Genomic DNA, 26,295 nt, shown 5'->3' on the forward strand with positions numbered 1-26,295 from the left:
CGGAGCATTACAGCAGCGGGTCGAACAGTCGCGCCACGTGCATGGCCACGCGGTGCAGATAGGGCGCATCGAGGTATTCGCTTTTTTCCACCGGCAGCGCCTTGGCGAAATCCGCGGTCAGCATGGCTTCCACGTCGCGGGCAAACGTTGCATCGACGATCAAGGCGCTGACCTCGAAGTTGAGTCGGAACGAGCGGCTGTCGAGATTCATGCTGCCCACGGCGGCGGTGTCGTCGTCGATCAGCAGCACTTTTTGATGGGTAAAGCCGGGCTGATAGCGGAACATGCGAATGCCTGCGCCCAGCGCCTCGTGCGCGTGCAGGGTTGAGGCCAGAAACACCGTGCGGTGATCGGGCCGCGAGGGAATCAATACGCGCACGTCGACACCGCGCGCCACCGCCAGCCGCAGCGCGGCGAGCACCGCGTTGTCCGGCACGAAGTAGGGTGTAGTCAGCCACAGCCGCTCGCGCGCGGCATGAATGGCGGCGGTGAAAAACAGCGAGCAAGTTTCCTGTGCGTCGGCCGGACCGCTGGCCACGATCAGCGCGCTGGCCTCGCCGGTGCAGGGCGGTGCAGGCAGCAGCGGCGGCGGTGCGCCGGTGATCCACTGCCAGTCCCGTGCAAACAGCTGCTGCAGGTCGGATACCGCAGGGCCGCGCAGCTCCATATGCGTATCGCGCCACGGCGCCAGCGGCGGCTTCAGGCCGAGGTATTCGTCGCCTACGTTGAGGCCGCCGACGAAGGCGCGTGCGCCATCGACGACAACGATCTTGCGGTGATTGCGGAAGTTCAGCTGAAAGCGGTTACGCCAGCGGTGCGTGGCGAACGGATGAATCGCCACGCCGCCGGCGCGCAGCGTCTCGATGTAGTGCTTGGGCAGGTCGTGGCTGCCGACGCCGTCAAACAGCACGCAAACCGTTACGCCGGCGGCCGCCCGTTCCAGCAGCAGCTGCTGCACGCGCCGGCCGAGCTGGTCGTCGTGAAAAATGAAAAACTGCACCAGCAGGCAGTGCTTCGCCTCGGCCATGGCGGCCAGCATCGCTGCAAAAGCCGCGTCGCCGTCGATGAGCAGCTTCAACTGATGGCCGCTGCGAAACGGTCGGCCCTGAATCGCGCTGATGGACGCGTAGCGCGCGCAGTCCGGATCGATCACCTGCGTATTGCCGCCGTCAGGCGCGCGCGAGGAGAGCTTCGACTGCTGGCTGGTGAGATAGCCGAGAAAACGATTGGAGCCCAGGTACAGATAGGGAATCAGGGTCAGATACGGCAGCAGAATCAGGCCCAGCGCCCAGCCGATGGCGCCCTGCGGCGTGCGCGTGTGCATCACGGCATGCATGGCCGCCAGCACGCCGGCTACATGAAACAGCAAAAAGCCGGCGGTGATCAGAAACGCGGTCATCGGCGTGAGGTCTTGGAATGGAGAGTAGTGCTGACGGTGCTGGGCGTGCGCTTACTTGGCCAGCAGCTGGTCGGCCAGGCTGCGTGCCTGCTGACGGATTTCCGGCATGGCGGTGGATTCCCACAGGGTGCCGCGCAGCATGCTGCCGATCGCAAACAGATTGGACCAGTAGTCCTCGCCACGCGCCAGTCGCCCGTCGGGCATGGCCTGCATGCCCAAGCCGAGCGGATCGGAGACGACGTGCCCATTGGTAAGCAGTTGGCCGACCAGGGGATGCCCGGTGCGGCGAATATCGTTGTTCATGCCGGTGGTCTGGATGACCAGGTCGGCGTCCAGTGTCTGGGGATTGCCGGCCGGCACCGAGGCTAGCTGCAACTGCAGGTTGTCGCCGAGCACGGCAACGGATTTCATCCGGCCGCGCAGTCGATGCAGCCGGCCTTCGCCCTCGAGCGCCGCGATCGACCTGCCCACCTGCGGGGGCATGCGGTGACGCGCGCGTTCCCAGGCCCAGCGCGCGTGGCGCAGAAAGCGCGCACGCTGCTCCTGATCCAGTTCGCGCCACAGGCCCGGGGTATGCGGCCGCAGGCTGTCCAGCACCGCGCGCCAGTCGCGCTCGTGCGCCAGCGCCTCGCGCAACAGGTGCAGCCAGTGCCGGACGTCGGGCGATTCGCGCATCGCTTCGATCAGCTCGCCGCTGTCGCCGGTCGGCGCCGCCGCGGCGTTGAGATGTGCCTCGGGCAGCAGACCGTGACGGGAGATGGCGGTGAAGTCGGTTTGCGGCCAGCGTGCCGACAGCTCGAGCAGCACGTCGACGGCGGTCAGCCCCAGCCCGATCAGAACGACCTTGCGCGGCGTCGGAAGCTTGTCCGCGTTGGCCATCAGTGCCCACGGATCGACCACGTAGCGCCCACTTTCCAGCGCTTGCGCACTGACGCCGCTGAGCGGCTGTGTGGGCAGCGAGCCCAGGGCCAGCACGGCGGCGTCGAAGAGGCGGCTCTCCTCGCCGTGCATCACGGTGACGGCATCGCGCTCGGGTACGACCGCCTCGACCGCGAACGGAATCACATTCACGTCGTGGCCGTTGGCCTTGCCCTGCGCCAGCGCGCGCGCTACCTCTGCTTCGAGGTAGTCGCCGTAGCGGCGGCGCGGCATGAAATCGGTGCCCGCGATGGTGGGATCTTCGCGCTGCAGAAAGTCGAGAAATCCGCTGGGCTTGCCGGCGAACATGCTCATCGACGCCGCGCGGACGTTCAGCAGGTGGCGGTCGGAGGCGGTGCCATAGGCCACACCGCGCGCCAGTGTGCCGCCGCCGGTGTACCAGTCCAGATGCAGCGGCTGCGACGGCTTTCGCTCCAGCAATTCGCTGAGCAAAGTAGCGGCCGCGGCACCGCCGCCGATGATGGCGACCCGTCGAAACATGAATTTACCTGATCGGTTTAGCGTTGAGCGAGTGGTGGCGTGACGATCAGCTGATATGACCGGCAACGGCCGCACGCTGCAGCTTCGCCACCCAACCCGCTTCCGGCTCAGCCTTCTCGTAAGCGAAGTACTGTGCCAGATCGCCCCCATAAACGTGAAGCGTCAATGCCGTATCGCGTTGGGAGAGGTTGCGGCAGCGATGCGCATGGCTTTCGCTGCCCTCGAACCAGGTGCCGTCGCCCGGGCCGAGCCAGTCGCGACCGAGCTCGCGCAGATCGCCGGTTTGCGGATCGCGATCGTACGACTGCACCTCCAGCGCACCGAGCAGGGTGACCTCAAGTCCCCACAGGCCGCCGTGGTCGTGCACGGGGGTGATGTGGTTCGGCGGCCATGCCATGACCAGCACGCTGATGGCGGGCTTGCTGCGCTCGGCCACCAGCCAGCGCTCAAAGCCGTGACGGCGCGCGCGCAGCGGGGCGAAGCGCGTGGTCAGCGCCTCGGCATCCTGATGCACCACGCGGCCGAGCTCGCGCGCCATCAGCGCCAGATCGGGCTGTTCGGCGGCGCCGTGCTCCAGTGCGATCTCGCGCAGCGTCTTCAAAGTGTGCAGATATTTCCCCATACGTGGAATCCGGCTGAACGACTGGTGTCCAGTGGAGCATGCGACTCGTTAAAGACGCGTAAGGCTAGCGCAGGGTTTACGCGACGCTATTTGCCGGTAAATGACGTAGCCGATGAAGTGCCCGACCGGTTCTTTTTCCAGCCTTCAGCGGCGCGTCTGCATCGCTCCATGCGTCTTGGCGCCGATGCGTGCATGTCGGTTGTCGCTGCACCTGCCGTCGATGGCAAAAGCCTCGGTCTCCGGATACATACACCAAAAGGCGCTCCGGTCGGCACGTGGGTGCCGACCGGAGCGCGTTGCTCTTGGTGCCCTTATTGCTGACGCAAATCGAAACTGACCGGAACCTTTGCCCAGGCGCGTACGGCTTTTCCGTCGACCATCGCCGGTTGAAACGTCCACGACGCCAGCACCTGCTCGCGCGCGCTGCGGTCCAGCAGCGTGTGACCGCTGCTTCGTTCGATCACGACGTCGAGCGGCTTGCCGCTCTCATCCACGAGTACCCGCAAAAGCACCGTGCCGTGAAGCTGCTCGCGCAGCGCCTGTACCGGGAATTGCAGCGGCGCGGACCGGTAAGCCAGGCTCGCCTCGACCGGTTTGCCAGTCGCCGCCGGTGCCTCGGGTGCCGTCGTGGGCGTTATGGTCGGCGGTGCCGTGGGGGCCACGGCGAGCCGGCCTTCGTCCGTCGGCACGACCGCGGGCACCACCAGCGGCGTGGTCTTCGGCGCGCTGTGCGGAGCGACCTTGTGCAAGTGCGGCAGCGGCTTCATCACGATGGCCGGCGGTGGCGGTATCACGGCGGGTCGACTGATCCATCGAATCAGCGTAGCGGCAGCAGGCCGCTCCAGCCCAGGCAGGGTAGGCGCACCCATCGGACGGGTGGCGATGAGGAGTACGCCGAGATTCAGCGCGATCGCGGCGCTGAGGGCGACAATCCGGACAGGATCGGGCTGGGCGGAATGCTGCGGCGTATGACGAGCGTGGACCAGACTTGCGGAAGACATGGGCGACCTCCTGACGGCAGTTTGGATGGGCGCGGCAGAGCCACAGACCGATGTGCTGGGTATTGCGCTGCAGCAATTGCAGCGTATGCTCATCTCATATGGTGGCGCAAGTGAAGCTGCCGCCGTTTTTCAAGTGGACGGCTGGACGTCCGTTTCAGGAGTCTGGATGAACGTTACATCGCACATCGCCGGTCCGCGCTACAGTTTCGGCGACGAATTGGCCAGCAGCGTCATTCATGGCGTCGGTATCGTGCTGAGCATTGCGGGTCTGGCGATTCTGGTGGCCTTCGCCGCGCGCCATGGCGATGCGCGGGTGATCGCGGCAAGCGCGGTCTACGGCACTACGCTGATTCTGCTTTATACGGCTTCGACGCTGTATCACTCGATTCCCGTGGTGAGAGCCAAGCCGACTTTGCGCACCCTGGATCACATCGCGATCTTTCTGTTGATCGCCGGCACGTATACGCCGTTCACGCTCATCGCTCTGCCTGGCGTTTGGGGCTGGAGTCTGTTCATCGCGGTGTGGACGATGGCCTTGCTGGGCAGCGCGCTGGAAGTGGGGCCGCTGAAGCGTTATCGGAAATTTGCCGTGCTGCTGTATGTGGGCATGGGCTGGATCGGCATGATTGCCTTCAAACCCCTGAGCGCCTACCTGCAGAGCGGCGGCACGGCGCTGCTGATTGCCGGTGGTTTGGCCTATACGCTGGGTGTGCCGTTTTATCTGTGGCGCAAATTGCCGTATCACCACTCGCTGTGGCATCTGTGCGTGCTGACCGGCAGCGTGCTGCATTTTCTGGCGGTGCTGCTTTACGTGATACCCGATCCGGCCTGAGCGGTCGGTTCGATGCGCCGGCCGGTTATCGCGATGACGCAACGGCGGCCAACGCCTTTTGGCTTCTAGCCCAGCAGCCAGGCCAGCCCGAACAGCCCGACCATCATGAACGAGATCACCAGTTTCATCAGCGTGCCGAACAGCAGGCCGATCCACGTGCCGACGCCGACATGCGCCGAGCGCAGCACGCTGGTGCCGGAGGCGAGTTCGCCCAGCAGGGCGCCGATGAACGGCCCGAGGATAAGTCCGGGTATGCCGAGAAACATGCCGGCCAGGGTGCCCAGACTGGCGCCCCAGAGTGCAAGCCGGCTGGCGCCGACACGTTTGGCGCCCAGCGTGCTGGCGATGAATTCGATGATGACGCCTGCGGTGCCGAGTCCACCGATGATCAGCAGCCACCACAGTCCGAGGTGTCGGTAACCGTCCACCGCCGCGGTCAGCCAGATACCGCCGAAAATCATCGGCAGTCCGGGCAGCGCGGGAATGATCGAGCCGGCCAGTCCGCCGACGATCAACGCCGCGGCCAGCAGATAGAGCGCCATATCCATTCGATGCGGTCCTTTACTGTCGCGCCAACGTTCTAGCGCCGACGCTCATTTTTCGACGAAGGCCCGTTCGATCACGTAGTCGCCCGGTTCGCGCGTGCGCGGCGATGCGTGGAAGCCGCGGCCGTCGAGCAGTGTGGAAAGATCGTCCAGCATCGCCGGACTGCCGCACAGCATGATGCGATCGATCGCCGGGTCCAGCGGCGGCAGGCCGATGGTCTGGTTCATCAGGCCGTCGGCGATCGCGTCGGTGATGCGGCCTCGGTTGCGAAAGGGCTCACGGGTGACGCTGGGATAATAGATCAGCTTGTCGCGTACCAGCGGTCCAAGATACTCATGCTGCGGCAGCTCGTGTTCGAGATAACCGCCGTAGGCCAGATCGGCGATGTTGCGCACGCCGTGGGCCAGCACGATCTTGTCGAAGCGCTCGTAGGTTTCCGGGTCGCGCACCAGGCTCAGAAACGGCGCCAGCCCCGTGCCGGTGCCCAGCAGGTACAGATGGCTGCCGGGCTTGAGATCGTTCAGCACCAGCGTACCGGTCGGCTTGCGGCTGACCAGCACCGGATCGCCCGGCTGCAGATGCTGCAGGCGCGAGGTCAGCGGACCATTGGCTACCTTGATCGAGAAGAACTCCAGATGCTCCTCGTAGTTCGCGCTGGCGATGGAATACGCCCGCATCAGCGGGCGGCCGTCCACTTCCAGCCCCATCATCACGAACTGGCCGCTGTCGAAACGAAAGCCGGGATCGCGTGTGGTGCGGAAGCTGAAAAGCGAATCGTTCCAGTGATGCACGTCGATCACGCGCTCGGATGCCATTGCCACCATGGTTTATCTCACTTTGGAATGCGGTTGGTCGATGGCCGCAAGGCGGCTCAACGTCGGATTGGCTGTTCGCGTCGTTTCGGCTACTGCCGCGCGATGGCTGGCTGCGCGCATTTTACGCGATCGACGATGCGCTCTGCCGCGTGAAGCGAAAGCGCCGCTGCGGCATTTCGCCGGCCCCGATCATCAACTATCGCGCCCACGCTACTGCTGGTGTGCCGCTCTGCGCATTTCGGCGCGATATCTGCGGGACGCCAAGCCGGCGCAAATTGGAACTCCACTCGCGGGCAGCAATCCAGGACAATAGGATGGTCATGACCGATTCCAGCGCCGCCGCGAACACTGCCAACACCGAATCCACCGGCATCCCGTGGCGCGTCTGCGTAGCGCCGATGATGGACTGGACCGATCGGCATTGCCGCTATTTTCACCGGCTGCTGTCGCCGCGCGCGCGCCTCTATACCGAGATGGTGACCAGCGCGGCGCTCGTGCGCGGCCGACAGTTGCGATTACTCGAGCACAGTCAACAGGAGCACCCCGTCGCCCTGCAGCTCGGCGGCAGCGATCCGCGCGAGCTGGCGCAGGCGGCGCGCGACGGCGCGCAGGCCGGCTACGACGAGATCAACCTCAACGTGGGCTGCCCGTCCGATCGCGTGCAGTCCGGTCGCTTCGGCGCCTGCCTGATGCGCGAACCGGCCCTGGTCGGCGACTGCATGCGGGCAATGCGTGACGCGGTCAGCGTGCCGGTCACCGTGAAATGCCGTATCGGCGTCGACGATCAGGACGACTACGCGGGCCTGCAGCACTTCACCGAGACCATGCTGGAAGCGGGCGTCGAAGTGATGGCCGTGCATGCACGCAAGGCCTGGCTGCAGGGCCTGTCGCCGAAGGAAAATCGCGAAATTCCGCCGCTGGATTACGAGCGCGTTTATCGGCTCAAGCGCGAATTTCCCGAGCTGACCGTGGTGATCAACGGCGGCATCGGCACGGTCGAGCAGGTCCAAACACACCTGGGCCAGGTCGATGGCGTGATGCTGGGTCGCGCCGCCTATCACGATCCGTATCTGCTGGCCCGGATCGAGGCGGCGCTTTACGGCGAGCCGTTGCCCACGCGCGACGACGTGTTGCGGCAGATGCGGCCTTATGTGGAGGCCGAGCTGGCGCGCGGCACGGCGCTGAAGCACATCAGTCGGCATCTGCTGGGGCTTTACCAGGGTGAGCCGGGGGCGCGGGCGTTTCGGCGCACGATCAGCGAGGGGGCGCATTTGCCCGGGGCAGGTTGGCAACTGATCGAACAGGCGATCGCACCGTGTTCGGTCGCGGCGTGACAGCCGCCGTTCGTCCGGTCAGTATTCAGCCCGGATTGCCTAATCTGAACGCTCCGGCAACTGCCGGTCGGAATGTAGACGCATGGCAACCCACAAATTCTTCACCACAGCTTTGTTTGCATTAGCCAGTTTTGGCGCGGTGGCGTCGGCGCAGTCGGGGGAGCCGGATGTGTCGATGGATCAGGCCGTGCAGAGGGTGCAGCGCGAAACCGGTGGCAAGGTGCTTTCGGCCGAACCACATCACGTGGGTCGACGCACCGAGTACCGCATCAAGGTGCTGACGCCACAAGGGCATGTGCGAGTGATGGCGATACCGTCGGATGCCGGCAGGGGTCCGATAACGACACCAGTTTTCACACCATTGATCAAGAACCCGCCCGGCCGAAATCCGGGCAGCAAGGAGAGACACTGATGCGCATCCTGTTGGTGGAGGACGAAGCGCCGCTGCGCGAGACCCTGGCGGCTCGCCTGAAGCGCGATGGTTTCGCCGTCGATGCGGCGCAGGACGGGGAAGAGGGCATCTACCTCGGCCGCGAAGTGCCGTTCGATCTGGCGATCATCGACCTGGGCCTGCCGAAGATGTCCGGCATGGATCTGGTCAAGGCGTTGCGCGAGGACGGTCAGCGTTACCCGATTCTGATCCTCACCGCACGCGGCAGCTGGCAGGACAAGGTCGAAGGCCTGAAGTACGGCGCCGACGATTACCTGGTCAAGCCCTTTCATGTCGAAGAGCTGCTGGCCCGAATCAACGCACTGGTGCGTCGCGCCAGCGGCTGGTCCAAGCCGATCCTGGCCTGCGGCATGATCAAGCTCGACACCACCGCGCAGACGGTCACGGTGGAGGGCAAACTGGTCGACCTCACCAGCTACGAGTACAAGGTGCTGGAGTACCTGATGCTGCATGCCGGCGAACTGGTCTCCAAGGCCGACCTCACCGAGCACATCTACCAGCAGGATTTCGACCGCGACTCCAACGTGCTCGAAGTGTTCATCGGCCGCCTGCGGCGCAAGCTCGATCCGGAAGGCACCCTCAAGCCCATCGAGACGGTTCGTGGACGCGGATACCGCTTTGCCATCCCGCGCACCGACGGCGACGACGAGTAATCTCGTGCCGCCGCGCCAGCCGCTGTCACTGGCGGCGCGCGCGGCGATCGCCACCGGGTTCGTGCTCGCCGGCTTTCTCGGGCTGGTCGGCCTGACGCTGTCGAAGGCCAACCAGAGCCGTGCTTTGAGCGCGCTGCAGGAACGTCTGCAGAACGACACCATCGCGCTGATCACCAACTTCGACGTCAATCGTTTCGGCAAGCTGCTGCCGCCGGATACCTTGCCCAACCCCGACTTTTCACGGCCCGGCTCCGGGCTGTATGCCGTGGCACAGGGGGACGACAACTATCGCTGGGAGTCCTCGTCGGCGATCGGCCGTGACTTCAGCTTTCTCAAACCGCTGGAGCCTGGGGAGAGTACGGCGCTGGTGGGTCCGGTCGATACCCGCATGGGCCGGCTGTACTACTACAGCTACGGCGTGGCGCTGGACACCGCCGAGAAAAAATCCGTGCGCCTCACGGTGACGGTGGCGCAGACCGAGGATCAGCTCGAAGGCGACAGCGCCGGCTATCGCCGAACTCTATTTGCGTGGTTGTCCATACTCGGCGTGATGCTGATCGTGCTGCAGTTTCTGCTGCTGCGCTGGAGCCTCACGCCGCTGCGCAAGGTGGCCAGCGACATGACCCGCGTCGAGCGCGGGGATAGCGAACATCTGGACAGCCAATATCCGCTGGAGCTCACCAGCCTAACCGAACGCATCAACGTCTTCATCGACAACGAGCGGGAGCAGCGCACGCGCTATCGGCACACGCTGGCCGATCTCGCCCACAGCCTGAAGACGCCGCTGGCGGTGATTCGCTCGCAGCTGGAGTCCACCGCCCTCGATGACGCCTCGCGCCGCAGCAGCGTGCTCGATCAGGTCCGCCGCATGGACGATCTGGTCGCCTATCAGCTGTCCCGTGCGGCGACATCCGGCCGGCAGACGTTTGCCAGCGCCGTGCCGATCGCCGGCCATGCCGAAGACCTGGTGCAGAGTCTGGAGAAGGTCTACGCGGCCAAGAATGTGCTGTGCGAATTCGATATCGACGAGCGCGCAGTGTTCTACGGCGAGCAGGGCGACTTGCTGGAGCTGATGGGCAACCTGCTGGAAAACGCGTTCAAGTGGGCCGGTCACCGGGTGCTGCTGGTGGTGAAGTCGCAGGCGACCACGGCGCGCCAGCGCACCGGGTTGTGGTTGAGCGTGGAAGACGACGGCCCCGGCATCCCCGAGGACAAGATCGAAAAAATCCTGCAGCGCGGCGTACGCGGCGACGAGCGCGTGCAGGGTCATGGCATCGGCCTGTCCATCGTGCAGGACATCGTGCATGCCTACCAGGGCGAGCTGCTGGTCGACCGTTCGCCCGAGCTCGGCGGCGCACGTTTCAGCGTGAGCCTGACGCCGGCCTGATCGTGCAAGGCGCGCGTCGACCTAAGAGCCTGTTCAAAGTCTCCGCGGGGCACGGGGAGATGGTGAACAGGCTCTAATGGGCGATCGGCTTTTTCAGCACGCGCACGGCGCTGGACGTTTCACCCCAGATGGCCGGCGAGGGCCCATAAAACGCTTCGAGCAGGTGAGCTATCGCCGGTTCCGCCTCGCGCAGAAGCGAGGGCTGCGAATAGTGCAGCTCGGTAACGACCGCAAAGTACTCGCTGGCGTTTTCAGCGCCGCGGTGATCGATCGGATGGCCGTCGTCCCGCACCGGCGCATCCGCAAGGCGGCGATACGCCCGGTCGAACTGCTCGACCCAGCGCCGCCGCGAAATGTCCATCAGCGGCGGCATGCCGTCGGGCGGTCCGTCGAGCATGTCCAGCTTGTGCGCCATTTCGTGCAGCACGACGTTATAGCCATCCCACGGTTGCTCCAGATCCAGCTGCACATCGGCCAGCGACAGCACCAGCGGGCCGTGCTCCCAGGTATCCACGCTGCGCGTATCGCCACTGACGTTCGCCACACTGCTGTGGCAGGCGTGCTGAGTGCCGCGCACCTTGAATTCACCGGGATAGATCAGCACCTCGCGCCAGCCGCGCAGGCTGCCGGCACCCTGCTGCAGGGCGGGCAGGCAGGCCTGCATGGCGATCAGCAGTCGCCAGTAGTCGTCCAACACGGCGCCGGCCAGCGCGTGAAACCGCTTGCGCGCCAGAAATAGCGCGGCCAGCCGGCGCAGACGCTGCTGTCTTTCCGCATCAAGGCCGCGAGCGAGCGGGCAGCCGAACAGCGCGCGCCGCCACAGGGGATCGGCGATGGGTGGAGGCTCGAGTCGAGCTCGTAGCGATTGCCACCAATACCCCGGCATGACCTTGGACGCTTACTGGATGGATCCGGGCAGCAAAGACTGCCAGCCAAGATGGGTTTGTTGAACGCGCGCAGGCGGTACCGCGTCCATGCTCGAGCGGCCCGTTGCGCTGATGCCGGAGCCGCTCTTGCGCGAATCGCTGCTGCTGGGCGGGGCGTTGTCGCGAGACAGAACAGGTTCGTTGACGCTGCCCGGTTCGCTGCTGCTGCCTGAGTCGCGCGCGCTGCTGGTGTCGCCGTTTCCATGCAGCGAGCCGTCGAGTTCGCGGCTGTCCACGTTTGTCGCTGCGGCGCCGCCGATGCCGGCAAAACAGATGGCGCAGCCGATGAGCCAATGTTTGACGCGCATGGCAATCGAACTCCCTAGACTCGCAAGGCAAGCCCCGATCGTGTCAGAAACCGCGCTGCGTTGCCAGTGCTGCCCCCGCGGCGACCCAGGGGCATCGGCGTCGGCGGCGCGCCGGGCTAAACTGCGCGGATGTTTATCCCCCACTTTGCCGCTTGCCGTCATCACGCCTCCCGTTTGCGCCTACCCGCCGTTGGGCAGTGCTGATGCAGCCGTCTCAGCTTTTGTCGGCGCTTGCCGCCGGTGAGCCGATCTCCGGCGCTGGATTGGCCATCGGGGCCGGCGTGACGCGGGCGGCGATCTGGAAACAGATCGAAGCCCTGCGCGCGCGCGGCGTGCCGATCGAAGCGCGTGGCGCCGCGGGCTACTGCTTGCCGTGGCCGCTGCAGATGCTCGATGCCGACCGGATACGTGCGGCCATACCCGCGCCATTGGCACAAAAGCTGGGGGCGCTCGACGTGTACTGGGAGCTGGACTCCACCTCCAGCGAGCTGCAGCGGCGCGGCGCCGGCGCCGCGGACTTCAGCGTAGTGCTGGCGGAAACGCAAAGCGCCGGTCGCGGTCGTCGCGGCCGCCCGTGGCTGTCGCCGCCGGGACTGAATCTCTATGTGTCTTGCCTCAAGCGATTCGATCAGGGTTTTGCCGCGCTGGGCGGTCTGTCGCTGGCCATCGGGGTCATCGTGATGCGGACGTTGGAAACGCTCGGTATCGGCGGAACCGGCCTGAAGTGGCCGAACGACATACTCACCGCGCAGGGCAAGCTCGGCGGCATTCTGGTCGAGCTGAGCGGTGAATATCAGGGGCCGTGCGCGGCGGTTGTCGGCATCGGCCTCAACCTGCGGCTCACGCCCGCCTTGCGCGAGCAGGCGGGGCAGCCGGCGAGCGATCTGGCCAGTCTGACGCAGGACGCTCCGCCGGATCGCAACCGCGTCGCGGCCATGCTGATCGCTGCGCTTGTCGAAGGCCTGCAGCAGTTCGAGCGCGATGGCTTTGCCGGCTTCCTCGACGAATACGCGCGGCACGATCTGCTGAAAGACCGGCCGCTGCAGCTTAGCGGCGCACTGGTTCTATTCGAGGGCGTCGGCGCCGGCGTCGATGCGCGCGGTGCGCTGCAGGTTCGCATGAAAGACGGCAGCCTGCGTCAGGTCGATAGCGCCGAAGTCACGGTGCGCCGCACATGAGGCTGCTGCTCGATCTCGGCAATACCCGCATGAAGTGGGCGCTGATGCTGCAGCCGGAGGGCTGGCTGGCGCAGGGCGCACTGGACTGGCAGGAGGGTTTCGCCGCGCAGCTTGAGTCCGCACTCGCGGGGTTGCCGACTCCGGAGATGATCGTTGCCGCGTCGGTGGTCGATGCGGCGCGCGAGGCCCTGGTCGCCGACGTGATCGGCCGCCGGTTTGCGCGCGCACCGATCTGGCTGCGCACGCCGGCCAGCGCGTGCGGCGTGCGCAATGCCTATGCCGAACCGCAGCGGCTGGGCGTGGATCGGTTTCTGGCGATGGTCGCCGCGTATGCCGACGGCTATGCGCCCTGCGTGGTCGCCAGCGCCGGCACTGCGCTCACGCTCGATGCGCTGGCAGCCGACGGACGCCATCTCGGCGGCCTGATCGCGCCCGGCCCGCTGCTCATGCAGCGTTCGCTGATCGACGCCACCGCGCGCGTGCGGCCGGAGCGTACGGGTGAAATATTCGACCTGGCCGACAACACCGCCGACGCGGTGACGTCGGGTTGCTGGCAGGCGGCGGCCGCATTGATCGAACGCTTCGCTGCGCGCGTGACACCTTTGCTTGAGGCTGCGCCCACTCTGATTCTCGGCGGTGGCGACGCCGCCGAGCTGCAGCCGCTGCTGGCCCTGCCGGCGCAAATGACTCGCGACGGCGTGCTGCGCGGTCTGGCGGTATGGGCGAACACGCAGAGCAGGGCGTCGAACTAGACCGCCTCGGTCGACGCGTCGTCGATCTAGAATGAGCTGCCGTTCGGCATGGGGGATTCGATGTTTCTGCGTCTGCTGTTCATCCTTTTGATGGCCCTCAATATTGCGGTAGGGGCATGGCTGTTGCTTGGCCAGCCCTATGCGCACAACGGCAATGCCGTCGACCCTGGCGTACGTGAATTGCGCCTGCTGTCGGAAATGCCCCAGCCCGTAGCTACCGTGGCCGCCCCCAGCATCGCGGCATCTGTCGCAACGGCGGCTCCGGTTTCCTTGCCGGCTCCCGCCGCACCCGTAAATACCCCGCCGCCTCGGCCTGCGCAACCGGTACCGCAAATCTGCTTGGCGCTAGGTCCGTTCGCTACCCCGCAGGATCTGCGCAATGCCCGCCAGGCGCTTGGCGCGCAGGTTGCACGCATGCGGTCGCGCCAGGAGCAGATCACCCAGCCCAACGGTTTCTGGGTCTATCTGCCCGCCACCAGCAGTCACGCGCAGGCGCTGGAGCTGGCCCGCCAGCTCGGTGCGCGCAACATCAAGGATTACTTCGTAGTGAGCGGCGGCGATCAGCCCAATACGGTTTCGCTGGGCCTGTTCAAGGATCCGGCCAACGCGCGCAAGCGCCGCGACGAAGTGGTGGCGGCCGGCTTTCCGGCCCGTTTGAGCGAGCGCAGCGAAACCGTGCCGGAGTACTGGCTCGATCTGGTCGCCAACAACAGCCCGCGATTCGAATGGCGCAACCGCGTCCGCGCCAGCGGCGTCAACTCGCACAGCACCAGCTGCTTCTGATTTGCCCGTACCGTGGCGATCATCGTCTCGAAACCACGCTCAGATCGGGTCATGCGCTTGGAGCAAGTGCAATGCGACTGTTAGAATCGCGCTCCTTGCCGGCATAGCTCAGTTGGTAGAGCAACTGATTTGTAATCAGTAGGTCCCCAGTTCGAATCCGGGTGCCGGCACCAAGTGACCATCTAAAGCCATCCCATATCGGCTCAATAATCCATCGAAACCCGCATTAAAGCGGGTTTTTTTGTGCGATATCGTCCAAGGTCGTCCCATTGCAGCCCGCTCAAAGTGTGAAAGGTTGTGCGTAACACGGCGGCTATTCACGTTTTCGCCGATCAGTTACTCACTTTCAGGGGCCTTGTTTACTCACATGCTCACCGAGAAGGAGTTACTCACACTCGAGCGCAAGCCAAGCCTCTATCGGCTGGCTGATGGTGGCGGTCTTTGCACCGAGCTTCCTCCGACCGGCAGCCCTCGCTGGCACTATCGATATCGCTTCCAGGGCAAGGCAAAGATGCTGAGCCTGAGCACCTATTCCGAGGTCAAGTCGGCGCAGGCACGGAAGCTGGCCGCCGCGGCGAAGGATTTACTCAGCCAGGGCGTCGATCCGAGCGCAAAGCGTCAGACGGACAAGGCGACCCAGCATCTATCCGCGGCGACCGCGTTCAAAGCCGTAGGCGACGAATGGCTCGGCGGCCGCGGGGAGTTGGCTCCGATCACCCGTCGCAAAATGAAGTGGATGCTCAAGGAGCTGGCCAATCCGTGGATCGGTGAGCGGCAAATCTTTGACATCACAGCGCCGGAGCTGCTTGCCGTGCTGCGACGTGTGGAGTCGCGCGGGCACCTGGAAACGACGCAGCGGCTGAAATCGATCTGGTCTTCCGTTATGCGGTGGCCACCGGCCGCGCCGAGCGTGATCCTTCCGCCGATTTGCGCGGGGCACTGAAGACGGCCAAGACGCGGCACATCACCAGCCTGTCAAGGTCGGCGAGCTGCTGCGCGCGATCGAGAAGGCTATAGCGGCATCATGGCGGTGCGCTGTGCCCTCAAGCTGGCGTCGTTGTTGTTCGTCCGGCCGGGTGAGTTGAGCAAAGCCGAGTGGTCTGAATTCAACCGAGAGTCCTACGCTTTAGTGGACACCCTGAACTATCACTTCAGGAGTGCTCGCATGCCCGGCCCCTGTCCGCATACGACGTAGCGATATACCCAGGAATTCAAGGCGACAGCCGTCCATTTAAGTGAGTTGCCTGGCGTAGCCGTGCAAGACGTGACCGGTATCGCAGTTTCATCGAGTTTCATCCAGCGTCATTATCAATTCACCGACGCCCATAGCGAATCGATTTATGCTCGCGGAGCCGTGACTTACGGCTAATGATGGAGTAGATGATTATGAGTGAGCTCAACGTCGAAACTGAAATGTCATCAACGATTCGCCCCTTGGCTCGACTCAGCGCGACTGCCTTCGGCGAAGAGTGGGCTGATCCAAGCAGAGGCCATTTTCTAACAATGATAACGATGACTGCATCTATTCACTCTCCGGCGGATGGCGGTCTCGATTACGATCCAAGTTGATTTCAGACGATTGGCTCAATGCGCTTTGGCAACAAGGCGCATTGTTCTGACAGGAGTCTTTTTTCGTGACGCGCAAAGTACATGTGCTTGCCTTCGAAGACGATCCGCATGCCCTTGCGTTAAGCTGGGCGCTTGAGCGCATGGGCGTACAAGTGGTGCTTAGCACTGGACTGGCGCAATGGCGAGGCCGTGAAGTTGGCATCGAGATAGGGCCTGGACACGTCGGGCTACGCGACATGGGCGACGCGCCTATCTCAGTATGGAATCGGCGGCCGCAAGCGCCGAAATTAAAGCCCAGTTTGCCGCAAGATGAGGCTTTTCTCGCTGGCGAGTGGCGCACTTTTTATGAAAATCTTGTCGCTACCGCGCCGAAGTTGCTGCCTTCGTTCTGGGTCAATCCGCCAGAAGAATCCCGACGCGCCGAAAACAAACTGTTGCAACTCGTCGCGGCGCGAGATGTAGGGTTGAAATTTCCTGAGACAGTGATGGGTAACGACGCGGCCGCGCTGCGACAGTTGGCGCAAGGCGGCCGCGTCGTCTTCAAGGCGTTTCATCCGCACTTGTGGCGAGAAGAAGGTGGGCTCAGCGCAGCAACGACCATACTGGATAACGACCACTTGCCTGATACTCAGGTGATCGAGTTTTGTCCGGGCATCTACCAGCATTATGTAGAGAAGACGGCTGATATTCGTGTCACCGTGGCGGGTAATCGGTTGCTTGCCGTACGCATGCGGCGACGCTCCGGAGAAGGCTACGTCGATTGGCGAACACATGTGCTCGAGCAGGATTTTTTCGCCGAGAGAATAACGCTACCTGCAACGCTTGAGAAAGGTATCCAAGCCTTGATGGCATCGCTAGGGTTGGTCTTCGGTTGCCTTGACTTTGTGGTCGATGCCGATGGTGCGTATCAGTTCTTGGAAGTCAATCAGGCAGGGCAATTTTTGTTTCTGGAAGACATGATTCCTGATATCGGAGTCATGCGCATGGTGGCTTCGTTTCTGGCTGCCGGCAAGCGTGACTACTCGGTGGTCGAAGACGCTTCGCTCACCATGGCGGAATTTCGATCGAGCAAGGCTTATGTTGACCTAGCGCGCCGACTTCACATGGATGAGCCTTCGATTGTCTAATACGGTGGCTCAGATCTATAAGAAGACTTACGGCAGTGGTTTTTATCTCCTGGTCAATCGCAACGACTCTCGCTGGTGGCGATGATGAAACACCGGCCATGCGGGCGATATCCGCCATCTGAGGTCATTTCAATGCATCTCGGCTGCCAGACACTGCAGCCGTTTTCTTCTTGGCCATGGATGGACACCTACGAGATGCGTGAGCCTCCCGTCCTAGCGAGGGGATATCTAGATGCGGCGATTTTAGCATTAGAGACCAAGGTGCTTTCCAAGCATCGCACCTGTCTGTGGCGTCGTGTTGCTCGGGTCTACTTCGCGGCATTTGATCTACTGTTCACCCAGCATCACTAATGATCAGAATGTTTGCCGCATGAGGCGCCGTCCATGAGAAAACGTACAAGCAAGTATTTTTCTGATCCTTTGCTGTCTTTCAAGGGCGGTTCCGGCTGGGCGATTGGAAGACGCCAGGAATGGCTTGGTGTGCCGTCCAGGCGCTCACCGGCCCGCATGCGCCTCAACGTTTTGGCTGATAACTAGATTCAAGCGGACGCCGCTTGATGGAATGGTGGGTGTTTTGGTTGAGCGATGGCGCAATAAGTTGCACCGGCCGCCTGCGTGCTCAGTGCTTGGTCTCGCTGAACGAGGCGGGAGAGAAGCTTTCGCGTTACATCGTCAACAACGCTAGCGCTTCCTGGCGTTCGATGGCCTCGTGCGGTGGCATCGTCCAATACGTTGCCCGCTACCCTCATCGGTTTCTTAAATGGCAACGCGAGCCAAGCGCGATTCAGATGTGTCGTTCCATTGGTACGGTCGTTGCTGCTCCCTCAACAAGGCGGTTTTCAGCAACTTCGCCAATCGACGGAGATGACTTCATGGCAGGCGAGGGTGTCAGTGAATCCGCGTGGCGGACCTGAGCGTATATGTGTATGCAAGCAACCGGTGATCTCACGCTTATTTGCAGGAGTATTTCATGTCTGTTGTGAACCCCATTGAGCTTTTCGCCCAGACTGCCCATATGCTCGCCAACGCGGACTGCCCTCAGTGCGGCAGGAAGGACGGTTCGGCGCTGGCACCCGGGCGCAAGGATTCCGGCGCCTGCGAATGGTGTCATGGTCGGCACCAGCTGCTTGACCAATCCAAGCAGTGGCTGCAGAGGAGCGGAGTTTCGGTCGGCAAAGACCGGCCCCAGCCCATTGTGCAAGATGCTGTGAACCGTGAGTGCTACAGCTAAGCGCCGTCGTTAAAATTTGACAACGATGGTTTGACTCGGTCATCGGGTCGAAGCGATGTTGGGTTATCTGCGATCCATGCAATTACGCTTTCTCGACGCTTTCTCGCCAAAGCGTGCTGCTCCGCTGTTGGGGAAATGCCGAATCGACATCGGTAGAGCGAGAGGTCCGACGCGATGCGGGCCTCTGGCCTCCAGGTCGGCCGTAACCTAGGCAAGAAATAGATCGTGCGGCGGCAGCTATGCGTCGGCGTACTTGTTGATCTCTTCAAGCAGGGCATTGAAGCGATCCACGAGCAACTGACGGTGGGCTGCATGCGCCTGACGTGCGATGGTGTCTGCTCTGCCCGCAAAAAGCGGCATAAAGTCGGCGCTGTCGAGCTTGTTGATGATCGGCTGCGGCATGGATGCATCCAGGTCGGCCAGCAAGATGGCCAGTTCATCTCGATGCTTCCATGAAGCCTGGTGCGGTACGGACTGCGGTTCTTCACGAATTGTGTACGTGGCTTGTCCCTTCAGTCATCTCACATCAAAGCAGTGCGCGATGGATCACTCGATCGTACGTTCAGGCGCTCGACTAAAAGACTTTAGAATTTTCCCCCAGCCAGTCTCTTCGGTTTTTCGGCAGGCGTATTGGAGCCATTTGTGACGCTGTGCGCGCTTTTGTCGGACAGATGCCGTGTGATTCGCTGATCCGCAAGCGCACGATTCAACCCTAAGGCCAATAGGCATAGGCATATCGAGAGGCCGATATACTTCAACATTCCGTGTGCCCATAAATTTTGATAGCCATGTGAAGCAAGTTTTTTGCCAACCGCTGGCGAAGCGTGGGCATGCTTGTGCCGCGGTTTAACGCATTACAACGCGTCACCCCGGCAAGGCTATCCATGAGCTGCTGCGGGATTGTAGCGTCCGGAAAGCGTCCGCCTTACCGGCGTTCAAGGCATGAATGTTGCATATTCTCGGGCAGTGCCTCGTTGAGAAGATTGGCCGCGTCATGCCGATGGCGCAGATTTTTTCGGTACATTGCCGCCTGGATCAGAAGGGCGCGCGGCATCGTCAAAACGCTTTCATCCCCTCCCAGGAACGCTGCTGCGTCGACACTCTTTCCGCCGACATGACCGCCAATCCCCATCTGAAATTTCGCCATTCGCCGTGGACTTTCGACGAACGCAGCACTGCCGAGCTCGAGCAGCTCGCCGATGGCGCTATCGTTGTGGATGCGGCGGGCAGCATCGTTTTTGCCAACGCGGTGGCCATCGCGATGCACGGTCGGCTCATCATGGGCGTGCAGCCGGATGACTACAGCCCGATGCACGGGCTATTTACCGAGGATGGCAGACCCTATCCGTCGACCGATCTGCCGCTGGCTCGCGCCGCCATGTTCGGTGAAACCGTTCTGGGTGCGAAATGGCGGATCCGCCGGCCGGATGGATCCAGCGTCACGGCTATGGGCGACGCCATGCCGTTGACGGACGCGCAGGGCACGCAGAGCGGCGCGATCTTGCTCTTTCATCAGACCAGTTAATGACGTTTGTTCCGAGTCGTCAGCGGCTTGGACCAGCGCTCGACGTGCGCGCCAGATGAGCGCAGCGCTACGTCGGTCAACCGCCAGTGCACCCGCGCGTATCGCCGCTACACGAAAATCCGGCTTGAGGTCATAGTGCGGCGCGACGGTCTTGTTTTGGAACCATTCTCTACGCATGCCTATCTGGGCAGCGATGGCGTGTAGTTCGGTCAGGTCGATGGCGTCGGTAAACATATGGCAGCTGGGTGTCACCTCTCCATGCACCACCCAGCCATAGTTGCGCAAATTGTCGACATAAACAGTCACGGCCGGCGCATGCTCAGTGCTTGGCGCCCGAGCTTGCGGCGGGGGCGCCGGGCGCTACAGTCGGTGTCAACGATTTCACGGTCGGGGTCTGTGTTGTCGATGGTGTGGCCGTTGCGGCCGTTGCCGTCGATGCTGTTGCCGGGGTGCTGTCCATGGTGCCGGCCATCGATTTCGATGCCTGATCCATCGCCTGGTCGCGCGCATCCGGCACGGCGGCGAGTTGCTGCGCCGTTTCCAGATGCGACTTCAGCGTGGGCAGGTTGGTCTTGACGAACTGCTGGATGTCGGTGTCCTTGGTGTCCTTGCCTTCGGCCGTAAAGAGTTTGATCGCGTCCTGGTGATCCTTGATCATCGCCTTGGACCACGTCTGGTCGAAGCCGGCCGGCTTCATGGCCGCGAGCTTGTCGTTCTCTTTCTGCGCGTCTTTCCCGGGGGCGGACGGGAAGCTCACTTTTTTGCTTTCTGCCAACGTTTTCAGCGCGGTGTTGGCTTTGGTGTGATCATCAACGATGCGCTGCGCGAGCGCTTTCACCTTGTCATCGCTGGATTTGCCGAGCGCTGTGTTGCCCATCTGTATTTCCGCCATGCCGTCTTTGGCAGCGCTTTCGATGAATACGGTGTCGGCCGCGCTGAGGCCGCTATTTGTTTCGCTGGTCTCGGACTGGGCCGCCGCTGCGAGGGCTGAGCTCAGCAACAAGGCGGCTGTGATTGCTCGGAGTACATGGCGATTTTGCATAGGGAATCCTGTTGGTACTCGGTAGGTTACCGATGAAAACCCAGCGGTTGGAAAGAGTTTGTGATGGTGGGGTGTATGGCCCGAAGGTTGGCGGCTTGAAACAGGCTCTAAAAGCCGAGGTTTAGGTATCGCGGCCTCGCCCCGCCGGCCGGCCACCGGTCATGCAAAGCGATCGTGCGGGCAATCCGTTAGAATTCGAGGGCTTGGCTGCGGGCATCGCCAGCGACGGTTTTTTCGCTCGTGCCGCGGCTCACCAACACGCAGGTATACAGGTTATGAGCACAAAGACCGTTTCACTGATCGGCGTACCGACCGACATCGGCGCCGGACATCGCGGTGCGTCGATGGGGCCCGAAGCACTGCGCGTGGCGAATCTGTTCGCCCGCCTGCAACGTTGCGGACTGAAGGTAGTTGATCGCGGCAATCTGCACGGCCCGCTCAACCCCTGGCAGCCGCCTGCGGACGGCTATCGTCATCTGGATGAGGTGGTGGCATGGAATACGGCCGTCTATACGGCTGTTCATGAAGAGCTTCAGGCGGGCTATCTGCCTATCATGCTGGGTGGAGATCACTGTCTGGCGATTGGTTCCATCTCCGCCGTTGCGCGGCATTGCGAAGACCAGGGCAAGAAGCTGCGCGTACTGTGGCTCGATGCCCATACCGATTTCAATACGGCACTTGCCACGCCGTCGGGCAATATTCACGGCATGCCGGTGGCCTGCCTGTGCGGCAACGGTCCCGATGCGCTCACTCACCTCGGCGGCACCAAGCCGGCGACCAAGCCCGACGTGTTTCGCCAGATCGGTATTCGTTCGGTCGATGCGGCGGAGAAGAAACTGGTACGCGAAGCCAGTGTCGGCGTCTATGACATGCGCCATATCGACGAGGTCGGCATGAAACGCACGATGGAAGAGGCGCTCGACGACATCGACGACAACACGCATTTGCACGTGAGCTTCGACGTCGATTTTCTCGATCCAAGCATCGCGCCGGGTGTGGGCACGACAGTGCGCGGTGGCCCGAATTATCGCGAGGCGCAGCTGTGCATGGAGATGATTGCCGACACCGGTCGGCTGGCCTCGCTGGATATCGTCGAGCTGAACCCCGCGTACGACAAGCGCAACCAGACGGCCAAGCTTGCGGTCGATCTGGTCGAGTCGCTGTTCGGCAAATCCACGCTGATCCGCTGACGCTCGAATTCACGCGTTTCCATTCGATTATCCACAAGCGAACATCATGCAGACTCGTGTACTGACCGGCATCACCACCACCGGCACGCCGCATCTGGGCAATTACGTCGGCGCGATCCGCCCCGCGGTGCAAGCCAGCAGGCGCGACGACGTCGATGCGTTCTATTTCATGGCCGACTATCACGCGCTGATCAAAAGCGGCGATGCCGATCGGATCGAGCGTTCGCGGCTGGAGATCGCCGCGACCTGGTTGGCGGCCGGACTCGATCCGCAACGCGTCACGTTTTATCGGCAGTCGGACATTGCGGAAATACCGGAGCTGACCTGGTTCCTCACCTGCATCGCCGCCAAGGGGATGCTTAATCGCGCCCATGCCTACAAAGCAGCGGTGGATCGCAACACCGAGACCGGTGAAGACGCCGATGCCGGCATCAACGCCGGCCTGTACATGTATCCGGTGCTGATGGCCGCGGACATCCTGGCGTTCGACGCGCACAAGGTGCCGGTGGGGCGCGATCAGATTCAGCATATCGAGATGGCGCGCGATCTCGGCCAGCGCTTCAACCATATCCACGGCCGCGAGTTCTTCGTGCTGCCCGAGGCGCTGATCGAGGAGCAGGTGGCGACTTTGCCGGGTCTCGACGGTCGCAAGATGTCGAAGAGCTACGACAACACCATTCCGCTCTTCGCCGGCGGCAAAAAGCAGCTGCGCGAAACCATCATGCGCATCGTCACCGACTCGCGCCTTCCGGGCGAGCCGAAGGATGCGGACAACTCGGCGCTGTTCACGATCTTTCGCGCGTTTGCGGGCGAGAAAGAAGCGACGGCGTTTCGCCAGTCGCTGCTCGACGGCATGGGCTGGGGCGACGCGAAGCAGGCGCTGTACGAGCGAGTCGAGCAGGACGTGGCGCCGATGCGCGAACGCTACGAGGCGTTGATCGCCGACCCGTCCGATATCGAGCGCATTCTTCAGGAAGGGGCGATCAAGGCACGTGCGATTGCCACGCCGAAGATTGCCGCTTTGCGCGATGCGCTGGGGCTGCGTTCGGCCAGTAGCTCGCTAAAGAAGCCGGCACCGACCAAGACGGCCGCAAAGTCGAGCAAGGCGCCACGTTTTGCCAGCTTCCGCGACGCCGACGGCAGCTTCCGCTTTCGCCTGTTTTCGGCCGATGGCGATGAGCTGCTGCTGTCGGTGCCGTTCTCCGATCCCAAGGCGGCCGGCGCATTGCAAAAGCGGATCAAGACGGCTGGCACCGACGGTGTCGCGCTGCAGATCGATGCCTTGCGCGTCGTGCTCGAACTGGACGGCGAGCCGGTGGCGAGCTCCGCCGACTATCGCGACGAGCCCACTTGCGATGACGCGCTGGCGCAACTGCGTCAGGCGATCGATCAACTGGCGGCCGGCGAGTGATGCTTGAGCTCGCCGACCGGAAGAGCTGCTGACCGATGCGTTACCTCGCCTTTGTATTGCTCACGCCCTGGCTGCTGATTCTCTGCTGGGCGTACTGGGCTTACCCCAAGAGTCTGCCCAGGACACGCGTGCGGCGTGCGTTTGATGCCGCCGCTGTGCTGATTGCGCTGGTCGGCGCGGCGGAGGCTGCGGTGCTGGGTTTCGATACCGCCCTGCAGCCGGCGATCGGTCCGTTCGGCCGCAGCAGCGGCGGCATCTGGCAGCAGGTGTTGCCCGCGCTTTACGGCTACGGCGCGCTGCTCCTCGTGCTGGCGGTGGCGCTGGGCGTGCGCTGGATGCTGTGGGGCCGTCGGCGCTGAGTCGGCTCGGCTACGCAACCGTCGTCGGATGCCGGCGCCTTGGGATGCGACAATGCCGGGCATGACGCCGCTCAAATATCTCCAGGCTTATCCCGCCCACCTGCAGGACAAGGTCCGCGAACTGATGGCGCGCGATCAGCTGGGCGATCATCTCGCGGCGCGTTACCCCGAGCGTCATGCCGTGCAAAGCGACAAGGCGCTTTACGCGTACACCATGGCGCTGAAGCAGCAGCATCTGAAAAACGCGCCGGGCATCGACAAGGTGCTTTACGACAGCAAGCTCGACGTAGTCCAGCGCGCGCTGGGTTTGCACACGGCGATCTCGCGCGTGCAGGGCACCAAGCTCAAGGCGAAAAAGGAAATTCGCGTGGCGGCGCTGTTCAAGGCCGCCGCGCCGGAGTTTCTGCAGATGATCGTGGTGCACGAACTGGCGCACCTGAAGGAACTGGATCACAACAAGGCGTTCTATCAGCTGTGCCAATACATGCTGCCTGACTACCACCAGCTCGAATTCGATCTGCGCGTGTATCTGACCTGGCGCGATCTGCCGTCGGTCGACAGCGCCAAGCCACCCCACTGAGGATCATCATGGATAGCGCGGCACTACAGAAATACCTGTTGCGGTTGTTCGAGCGTCACGACGTCGAGCTCGAGGAAGACGAAGAAGACTGGCTGGTGACCGACGGTGATTTTCCGGCGATTCGCGCCAGCTGGACGCCCGCGACAGCGGACGCGCCTGGGCGTCTCGATATCGACATCGTGATCAGTGAAGAGCGACGTATCGAGGAAAGCTTTGCAGGCTTCGGCGACGGCGATGCGGCCTGCCGCGACGCGCTGAAAGCCTTCGAGCAGAACACCTTTCATCTCGTGCTGGCCGCCTGCTGGTACGTTACCGACGACCGCCGCATGCAGATTACCGCCTGGGACATCGGCGTGCGCACGTGGGACGTGTTCATCGGCCCGTTTACCGTGCGCGGCGTTGACGACGCGGTGGCGATGCCGCCCGAGGCGATGGCGTCGATCGAAACCGCGCTGAAGCGTGAGTCGCTGACGCCCGAACTGCACTGGGTGCGCGTGATCCATCGCCGCGACAGTCATGGTGAGGGACGCACCGATGTCTTGCTCGACAACGAGCCGTGGCCAACGGGTGTGCAGGCCTTGAGCGGCGTCGACTGGCCGGCTGTCGGCGACTACACCGCCAGCGCTTTCGTGATGCTGGACGTGCGGGATTATTAGACGCTTGGTCGGTATCTCCCCGACAAAAAAATTCCCGTATCAAACGCCATTTGGTAGCAAACGCCCCAAAGCAAATCGAGGCGAGCGCCCTCAAGATATTCTATGTAGGTCAAGGATTTGAACGGCAAAAAGCCTGCTGAGTGCCTTGCCTGTCTGGAATCAAGATAGATTTATGCCGGAAGTGGATCTGAGCCTCGTTGAGCTCATCTGGATGTTGCTGGCACTTGTGGAAAAGGCGCTCTGGGAAACGACATGGGCGCTTATCAGTCGATATGCCGACGAGGGGCTTGGCCCAGCGGCCGTGATCGTTATTAAGCTAAGATCAACTGCTCAAGCGCTCCTCGAGCCAAACCTGAGTACGAAGCGACGCAAGCCGGCGTGGTAACGATCATGGTTGTCACACGCGGGCCAACGGAAGTTACGCAGAAGGATTACGGGCAACTGCCTCAGCCGCGCGATCAATAACACTGCGCCAAGTTTGAAGCACTGACATGGCATGCTGATTGTCGGCGTCGACAAATTCAGTGACAAAGATCTTCATCTCGCCAGTGATGTGGTCGAGGGCTAAAGACCTCACTTCAGAAGTTGTGGCCGTCAGCTTGGTTAGTCCCACGAAAGTGCCGGGCGTGAGCATGTCTATAGGAAGGGCCTGACCGTTAGTGATCCGGAATATGGCGACCAAACCCGAATTGTTATGGACTTGCAATGAATGGAGGAACAAGAGCAGCTTTGCCGGTGGTATCGGGCGATCGCCGGACTCCCACCCTTCCCAGGAACGGCGAGACGATGCCGCTAGGTCAGCGGCCTGCTGCATGCTGAGCTGGTTGCCAAGCCTGGCGACACGCAGGACGTATGGAATTGGCACAGGAATACCGGAGATCATTTTGAAATATTTCGTCATGCGCCATATTGGCGATACAGCCATTATGTCGCAATACGCCAAATTGTCAACAACGGGCGTAATCTTTCATGATGCGTCTGCGGGCGCCTGGATCATTGCATATCGATCAAACAAGCTCGGGACATCACGGACTTTTCGGCCGAGATTGCACGATAACGGGCATTGAAAGCGGCCTGATCAGACCGATACGCGGGCAAGCTCCTGGCTGCGAAGGAATGCGGCGTAGCTCTTGGGGTAGACATTGAACACAGCAACATCGATGCCTCTGCACATGGCTAGGTCGCATTCCTAGGCAACC

General features: G+C 62.6%; 29 protein-coding genes and 1 tRNA gene. 19 read left to right on the forward strand and 11 right to left on the reverse strand.

What is annotated here, in order from left to right:
- Positions 1–7: 7 nt before the first annotated feature.
- The 4 genes from cls to HDE76_RS18390 form a co-directional block, all read right to left on the reverse strand.
- Positions 8–1,399: a cardiolipin synthase gene (cls, locus tag HDE76_RS18375; RefSeq protein WP_179481272.1), complete on the reverse strand. Its 1,392-nt coding sequence runs from the start codon at positions 1,397–1,399 to the stop codon at positions 8–10.
- A gap of 51 nt (positions 1,400–1,450) precedes the next feature.
- Positions 1,451–2,818, reverse strand: a complete 1,368-nt coding sequence (locus HDE76_RS18380) for an FAD/NAD(P)-binding protein (RefSeq protein WP_179481270.1) — start codon at positions 2,816–2,818, stop codon at positions 1,451–1,453.
- A gap of 46 nt (positions 2,819–2,864) precedes the next feature.
- Complete coding sequence (locus HDE76_RS18385; protein WP_179481268.1) at positions 2,865–3,440, reverse strand: cysteine dioxygenase family protein; 576 nt, start codon at positions 3,438–3,440, stop codon at positions 2,865–2,867.
- Between the two features lie 311 nt (positions 3,441–3,751).
- Positions 3,752–4,441, reverse strand: coding sequence for an energy transducer TonB (locus tag HDE76_RS18390; RefSeq protein WP_184509692.1), 690 nt, complete (start codon positions 4,439–4,441; stop codon positions 3,752–3,754).
- Between the two features lie 166 nt (positions 4,442–4,607).
- Here HDE76_RS18390 and HDE76_RS18395 point away from each other — a divergent pair, with 166 nt between their 5' ends.
- Positions 4,608–5,273, forward strand: coding sequence for a hemolysin III family protein (locus HDE76_RS18395; protein WP_184509695.1), 666 nt, complete (start codon positions 4,608–4,610; stop codon positions 5,271–5,273).
- Between the two features lie 65 nt (positions 5,274–5,338).
- On the opposite strand, the gene HDE76_RS18400 is transcribed toward HDE76_RS18395, so the two are convergent.
- Complete coding sequence (locus HDE76_RS18400) at positions 5,339–5,821, reverse strand: DUF456 domain-containing protein (RefSeq protein ID WP_184509697.1); 483 nt, start codon at positions 5,819–5,821, stop codon at positions 5,339–5,341.
- Positions 5,822–5,866: 45 nt separating this feature from the next.
- Entirely contained in the window at positions 5,867–6,643 is a 777-nt protein-coding gene (locus tag HDE76_RS18405; protein ID WP_184509699.1) for a ferredoxin--NADP reductase, read from the reverse strand.
- 311 nt (positions 6,644–6,954) lie between these two features.
- Between HDE76_RS18405 and dusA the strand changes: the two genes are divergently transcribed.
- The 4 genes from dusA (at position 6,955) to HDE76_RS18425 (ending at position 10,459) form a co-directional block, all read left to right on the forward strand.
- Positions 6,955–7,968 (forward strand): tRNA dihydrouridine(20/20a) synthase DusA, encoded by a 1,014-nt coding sequence (gene dusA, locus HDE76_RS18410; RefSeq protein WP_184509701.1) that lies wholly within the window; start codon positions 6,955–6,957, stop codon positions 7,966–7,968.
- Positions 7,969–8,050: 82 nt separating this feature from the next.
- Positions 8,051–8,380 carry a PepSY domain-containing protein gene (locus HDE76_RS18415; RefSeq protein ID WP_179481256.1) on the forward strand — a complete coding sequence of 110 codons (330 nt, stop codon included), beginning with the start codon at positions 8,051–8,053 and terminating at the stop codon, positions 8,378–8,380.
- Positions 8,380–9,072, forward strand: a complete 693-nt coding sequence (locus HDE76_RS18420) for a response regulator transcription factor (protein WP_179481254.1) — start codon at positions 8,380–8,382, stop codon at positions 9,070–9,072. Before HDE76_RS18415 ends, HDE76_RS18420 begins: the two co-directional genes overlap by 1 nt.
- The gene (locus HDE76_RS18425) at positions 9,038–10,459 is read left to right on the forward strand and encodes an ATP-binding protein (RefSeq protein ID WP_184509703.1); all 1,422 of its coding nucleotides are present in this window, start codon (positions 9,038–9,040) and stop codon (positions 10,457–10,459) included. Before HDE76_RS18420 ends, HDE76_RS18425 begins: the two co-directional genes overlap by 35 nt.
- Before the next feature lie 73 nt (positions 10,460–10,532).
- On the opposite strand, the gene HDE76_RS18430 is transcribed toward HDE76_RS18425, so the two are convergent.
- Positions 10,533–11,345: a M90 family metallopeptidase gene (locus HDE76_RS18430; protein ID WP_184509705.1), complete on the reverse strand. Its 813-nt coding sequence runs from the start codon at positions 11,343–11,345 to the stop codon at positions 10,533–10,535.
- Between the two features lie 12 nt (positions 11,346–11,357).
- Positions 11,358–11,855, reverse strand: a complete 498-nt coding sequence (locus HDE76_RS18435; protein WP_255481679.1) for a hypothetical protein — start codon at positions 11,853–11,855, stop codon at positions 11,358–11,360.
- Positions 11,856–11,896: 41 nt separating this feature from the next.
- Here HDE76_RS18435 and HDE76_RS18440 point away from each other — a divergent pair, with 41 nt between their 5' ends.
- From HDE76_RS18440 to HDE76_RS18470, 7 genes are all read left to right on the forward strand, one after another.
- Entirely contained in the window at positions 11,897–12,871 is a 975-nt protein-coding gene (locus tag HDE76_RS18440) for a biotin--[acetyl-CoA-carboxylase] ligase (RefSeq protein ID WP_184509707.1), read from the forward strand.
- Positions 12,868–13,623 carry a type III pantothenate kinase gene (locus HDE76_RS18445; RefSeq protein ID WP_184509709.1) on the forward strand — a complete coding sequence of 252 codons (756 nt, stop codon included), beginning with the start codon at positions 12,868–12,870 and terminating at the stop codon, positions 13,621–13,623. Before HDE76_RS18440 ends, HDE76_RS18445 begins: the two co-directional genes overlap by 4 nt.
- A gap of 60 nt (positions 13,624–13,683) precedes the next feature.
- Complete coding sequence (locus HDE76_RS18450; RefSeq protein WP_184509711.1) at positions 13,684–14,406, forward strand: SPOR domain-containing protein; 723 nt, start codon at positions 13,684–13,686, stop codon at positions 14,404–14,406.
- 97 nt (positions 14,407–14,503) lie between these two features.
- A tRNA-Thr gene (locus HDE76_RS18455) sits at positions 14,504–14,579 on the forward strand.
- A 194-nt stretch (positions 14,580–14,773) separates the two neighbouring features.
- Complete coding sequence (locus HDE76_RS18460) at positions 14,774–15,349, forward strand: integrase arm-type DNA-binding domain-containing protein (protein ID WP_184509713.1); 576 nt, start codon at positions 14,774–14,776, stop codon at positions 15,347–15,349.
- Positions 15,350–15,792: 443 nt separating this feature from the next.
- Positions 15,793–15,975, forward strand: coding sequence for a hypothetical protein (locus HDE76_RS18465; protein WP_179481242.1), 183 nt, complete (start codon positions 15,793–15,795; stop codon positions 15,973–15,975).
- A 65-nt stretch (positions 15,976–16,040) separates the two neighbouring features.
- The gene (locus HDE76_RS18470; protein ID WP_184509715.1) at positions 16,041–17,102 is read left to right on the forward strand and encodes a hypothetical protein; all 1,062 of its coding nucleotides are present in this window, start codon (positions 16,041–16,043) and stop codon (positions 17,100–17,102) included.
- Between the two features lie 1,468 nt (positions 17,103–18,570).
- Here the strand turns inward: HDE76_RS18470 and HDE76_RS18475 are convergent.
- Positions 18,571–18,759 (reverse strand): hypothetical protein, encoded by a 189-nt coding sequence (locus HDE76_RS18475; protein WP_184509717.1) that lies wholly within the window; start codon positions 18,757–18,759, stop codon positions 18,571–18,573.
- 688 nt (positions 18,760–19,447) lie between these two features.
- On the opposite strand from HDE76_RS18475, the gene HDE76_RS20860 reads away from it, so the two are divergent.
- Positions 19,448–19,858, forward strand: coding sequence for a hypothetical protein (locus HDE76_RS20860; RefSeq protein ID WP_255481684.1), 411 nt, complete (start codon positions 19,448–19,450; stop codon positions 19,856–19,858).
- 319 nt (positions 19,859–20,177) lie between these two features.
- Here HDE76_RS20860 and HDE76_RS18490 read toward each other — a convergent pair whose 3' ends face one another.
- Entirely contained in the window at positions 20,178–21,056 is an 879-nt protein-coding gene (locus HDE76_RS18490; RefSeq protein WP_184509723.1) for a DUF4142 domain-containing protein, read from the reverse strand.
- A 119-nt stretch (positions 21,057–21,175) separates the two neighbouring features.
- Here HDE76_RS18490 and rocF point away from each other — a divergent pair, with 119 nt between their 5' ends.
- The 6 genes from rocF to HDE76_RS18520 all read left to right on the forward strand — a co-directional run bounded on the left by rocF (position 21,176) and on the right by HDE76_RS18520 (position 25,481).
- Positions 21,176–22,090 carry an arginase gene (gene rocF, locus HDE76_RS18495; RefSeq protein WP_179481229.1) on the forward strand — a complete coding sequence of 305 codons (915 nt, stop codon included), beginning with the start codon at positions 21,176–21,178 and terminating at the stop codon, positions 22,088–22,090.
- Between the two features lie 46 nt (positions 22,091–22,136).
- Positions 22,137–23,501: a tryptophan--tRNA ligase gene (locus HDE76_RS18500; RefSeq protein WP_179481227.1), complete on the forward strand. Its 1,365-nt coding sequence runs from the start codon at positions 22,137–22,139 to the stop codon at positions 23,499–23,501.
- Positions 23,502–23,536: 35 nt separating this feature from the next.
- Entirely contained in the window at positions 23,537–23,860 is a 324-nt protein-coding gene (locus tag HDE76_RS18505; RefSeq protein ID WP_179481225.1) for a hypothetical protein, read from the forward strand.
- 61 nt (positions 23,861–23,921) lie between these two features.
- Positions 23,922–24,440, forward strand: coding sequence for a M48 family metallopeptidase (locus HDE76_RS18510; RefSeq protein WP_179481223.1), 519 nt, complete (start codon positions 23,922–23,924; stop codon positions 24,438–24,440).
- An 8-nt stretch (positions 24,441–24,448) separates the two neighbouring features.
- Positions 24,449–25,096 carry a DUF6348 family protein gene (locus tag HDE76_RS18515; protein ID WP_179481221.1) on the forward strand — a complete coding sequence of 216 codons (648 nt, stop codon included), beginning with the start codon at positions 24,449–24,451 and terminating at the stop codon, positions 25,094–25,096.
- Positions 25,097–25,268: 172 nt separating this feature from the next.
- The gene (locus tag HDE76_RS18520) at positions 25,269–25,481 is read left to right on the forward strand and encodes a hypothetical protein (RefSeq protein WP_184509725.1); all 213 of its coding nucleotides are present in this window, start codon (positions 25,269–25,271) and stop codon (positions 25,479–25,481) included.
- Positions 25,482–25,514: 33 nt separating this feature from the next.
- On the opposite strand, the gene HDE76_RS18525 is transcribed toward HDE76_RS18520, so the two are convergent.
- Positions 25,515–25,997, reverse strand: coding sequence for a helix-turn-helix transcriptional regulator (locus HDE76_RS18525; RefSeq protein ID WP_184509727.1), 483 nt, complete (start codon positions 25,995–25,997; stop codon positions 25,515–25,517).
- Between the last annotated feature and the right edge of the window lie 298 nt (positions 25,998–26,295).

Origin of the sequence: Rhodanobacter sp. ANJX3 (genome assembly GCF_014200755.1) — a bacterium.
Lineage (GTDB): Bacteria > Pseudomonadota > Gammaproteobacteria > Xanthomonadales > Rhodanobacteraceae > Rhodanobacter.

Bases quoted from the DNA above. Each gene is read 5' to 3' on its own strand.
- cls (WP_179481272.1), bottom strand. From the start codon at position 1,399: ATGACCGCGTTTCTGATCACCGCCGGCTTTTTGCTGTTTCATGTAGCC.
- HDE76_RS18380 (WP_179481270.1), bottom strand. From the start codon at position 2,818: ATGTTTCGACGGGTCGCCATCATCGGCGGCGGTGCCGCGGCCGCTACT.
- HDE76_RS18385 (WP_179481268.1), bottom strand. From the start codon at position 3,440: ATGGGGAAATATCTGCACACTTTGAAGACGCTGCGCGAGATCGCACTG.
- HDE76_RS18390 (WP_184509692.1), bottom strand. From the start codon at position 4,441: ATGTCTTCCGCAAGTCTGGTCCACGCTCGTCATACGCCGCAGCATTCC.
- HDE76_RS18395 (WP_184509695.1), top strand. From the start codon at position 4,608: ATGAACGTTACATCGCACATCGCCGGTCCGCGCTACAGTTTCGGCGAC.
- HDE76_RS18400 (WP_184509697.1), bottom strand. From the start codon at position 5,821: ATGGATATGGCGCTCTATCTGCTGGCCGCGGCGTTGATCGTCGGCGGA.
- HDE76_RS18405 (WP_184509699.1), bottom strand. From the start codon at position 6,643: ATGGTGGCAATGGCATCCGAGCGCGTGATCGACGTGCATCACTGGAAC.
- dusA (WP_184509701.1), top strand. From the start codon at position 6,955: ATGACCGATTCCAGCGCCGCCGCGAACACTGCCAACACCGAATCCACC.
- HDE76_RS18415 (WP_179481256.1), top strand. From the start codon at position 8,051: ATGGCAACCCACAAATTCTTCACCACAGCTTTGTTTGCATTAGCCAGT.
- HDE76_RS18420 (WP_179481254.1), top strand. From the start codon at position 8,380: ATGCGCATCCTGTTGGTGGAGGACGAAGCGCCGCTGCGCGAGACCCTG.
- HDE76_RS18430 (WP_184509705.1), bottom strand. From the start codon at position 11,345: ATGCCGGGGTATTGGTGGCAATCGCTACGAGCTCGACTCGAGCCTCCA.
- HDE76_RS18435 (WP_255481679.1), bottom strand. From the start codon at position 11,855: ATGACGGCAAGCGGCAAAGTGGGGGATAAACATCCGCGCAGTTTAGCC.
- HDE76_RS18440 (WP_184509707.1), top strand. From the start codon at position 11,897: ATGCAGCCGTCTCAGCTTTTGTCGGCGCTTGCCGCCGGTGAGCCGATC.
- HDE76_RS18445 (WP_184509709.1), top strand. From the start codon at position 12,868: ATGAGGCTGCTGCTCGATCTCGGCAATACCCGCATGAAGTGGGCGCTG.
- HDE76_RS18450 (WP_184509711.1), top strand. From the start codon at position 13,684: ATGTTTCTGCGTCTGCTGTTCATCCTTTTGATGGCCCTCAATATTGCG.
- HDE76_RS18460 (WP_184509713.1), top strand. From the start codon at position 14,774: ATGCTCACCGAGAAGGAGTTACTCACACTCGAGCGCAAGCCAAGCCTC.
- HDE76_RS18465 (WP_179481242.1), top strand. From the start codon at position 15,793: ATGAGTGAGCTCAACGTCGAAACTGAAATGTCATCAACGATTCGCCCC.
- HDE76_RS20860 (WP_255481684.1), top strand. From the start codon at position 19,448: ATGACCGCCAATCCCCATCTGAAATTTCGCCATTCGCCGTGGACTTTC.
- rocF (WP_179481229.1), top strand. From the start codon at position 21,176: ATGAGCACAAAGACCGTTTCACTGATCGGCGTACCGACCGACATCGGC.
- HDE76_RS18500 (WP_179481227.1), top strand. From the start codon at position 22,137: ATGCAGACTCGTGTACTGACCGGCATCACCACCACCGGCACGCCGCAT.
- HDE76_RS18505 (WP_179481225.1), top strand. From the start codon at position 23,537: ATGCGTTACCTCGCCTTTGTATTGCTCACGCCCTGGCTGCTGATTCTC.
- HDE76_RS18510 (WP_179481223.1), top strand. From the start codon at position 23,922: ATGACGCCGCTCAAATATCTCCAGGCTTATCCCGCCCACCTGCAGGAC.
- HDE76_RS18515 (WP_179481221.1), top strand. From the start codon at position 24,449: ATGGATAGCGCGGCACTACAGAAATACCTGTTGCGGTTGTTCGAGCGT.
- HDE76_RS18520 (WP_184509725.1), top strand. From the start codon at position 25,269: ATGCCGGAAGTGGATCTGAGCCTCGTTGAGCTCATCTGGATGTTGCTG.
- HDE76_RS18525 (WP_184509727.1), bottom strand. From the start codon at position 25,997: ATGACGAAATATTTCAAAATGATCTCCGGTATTCCTGTGCCAATTCCA.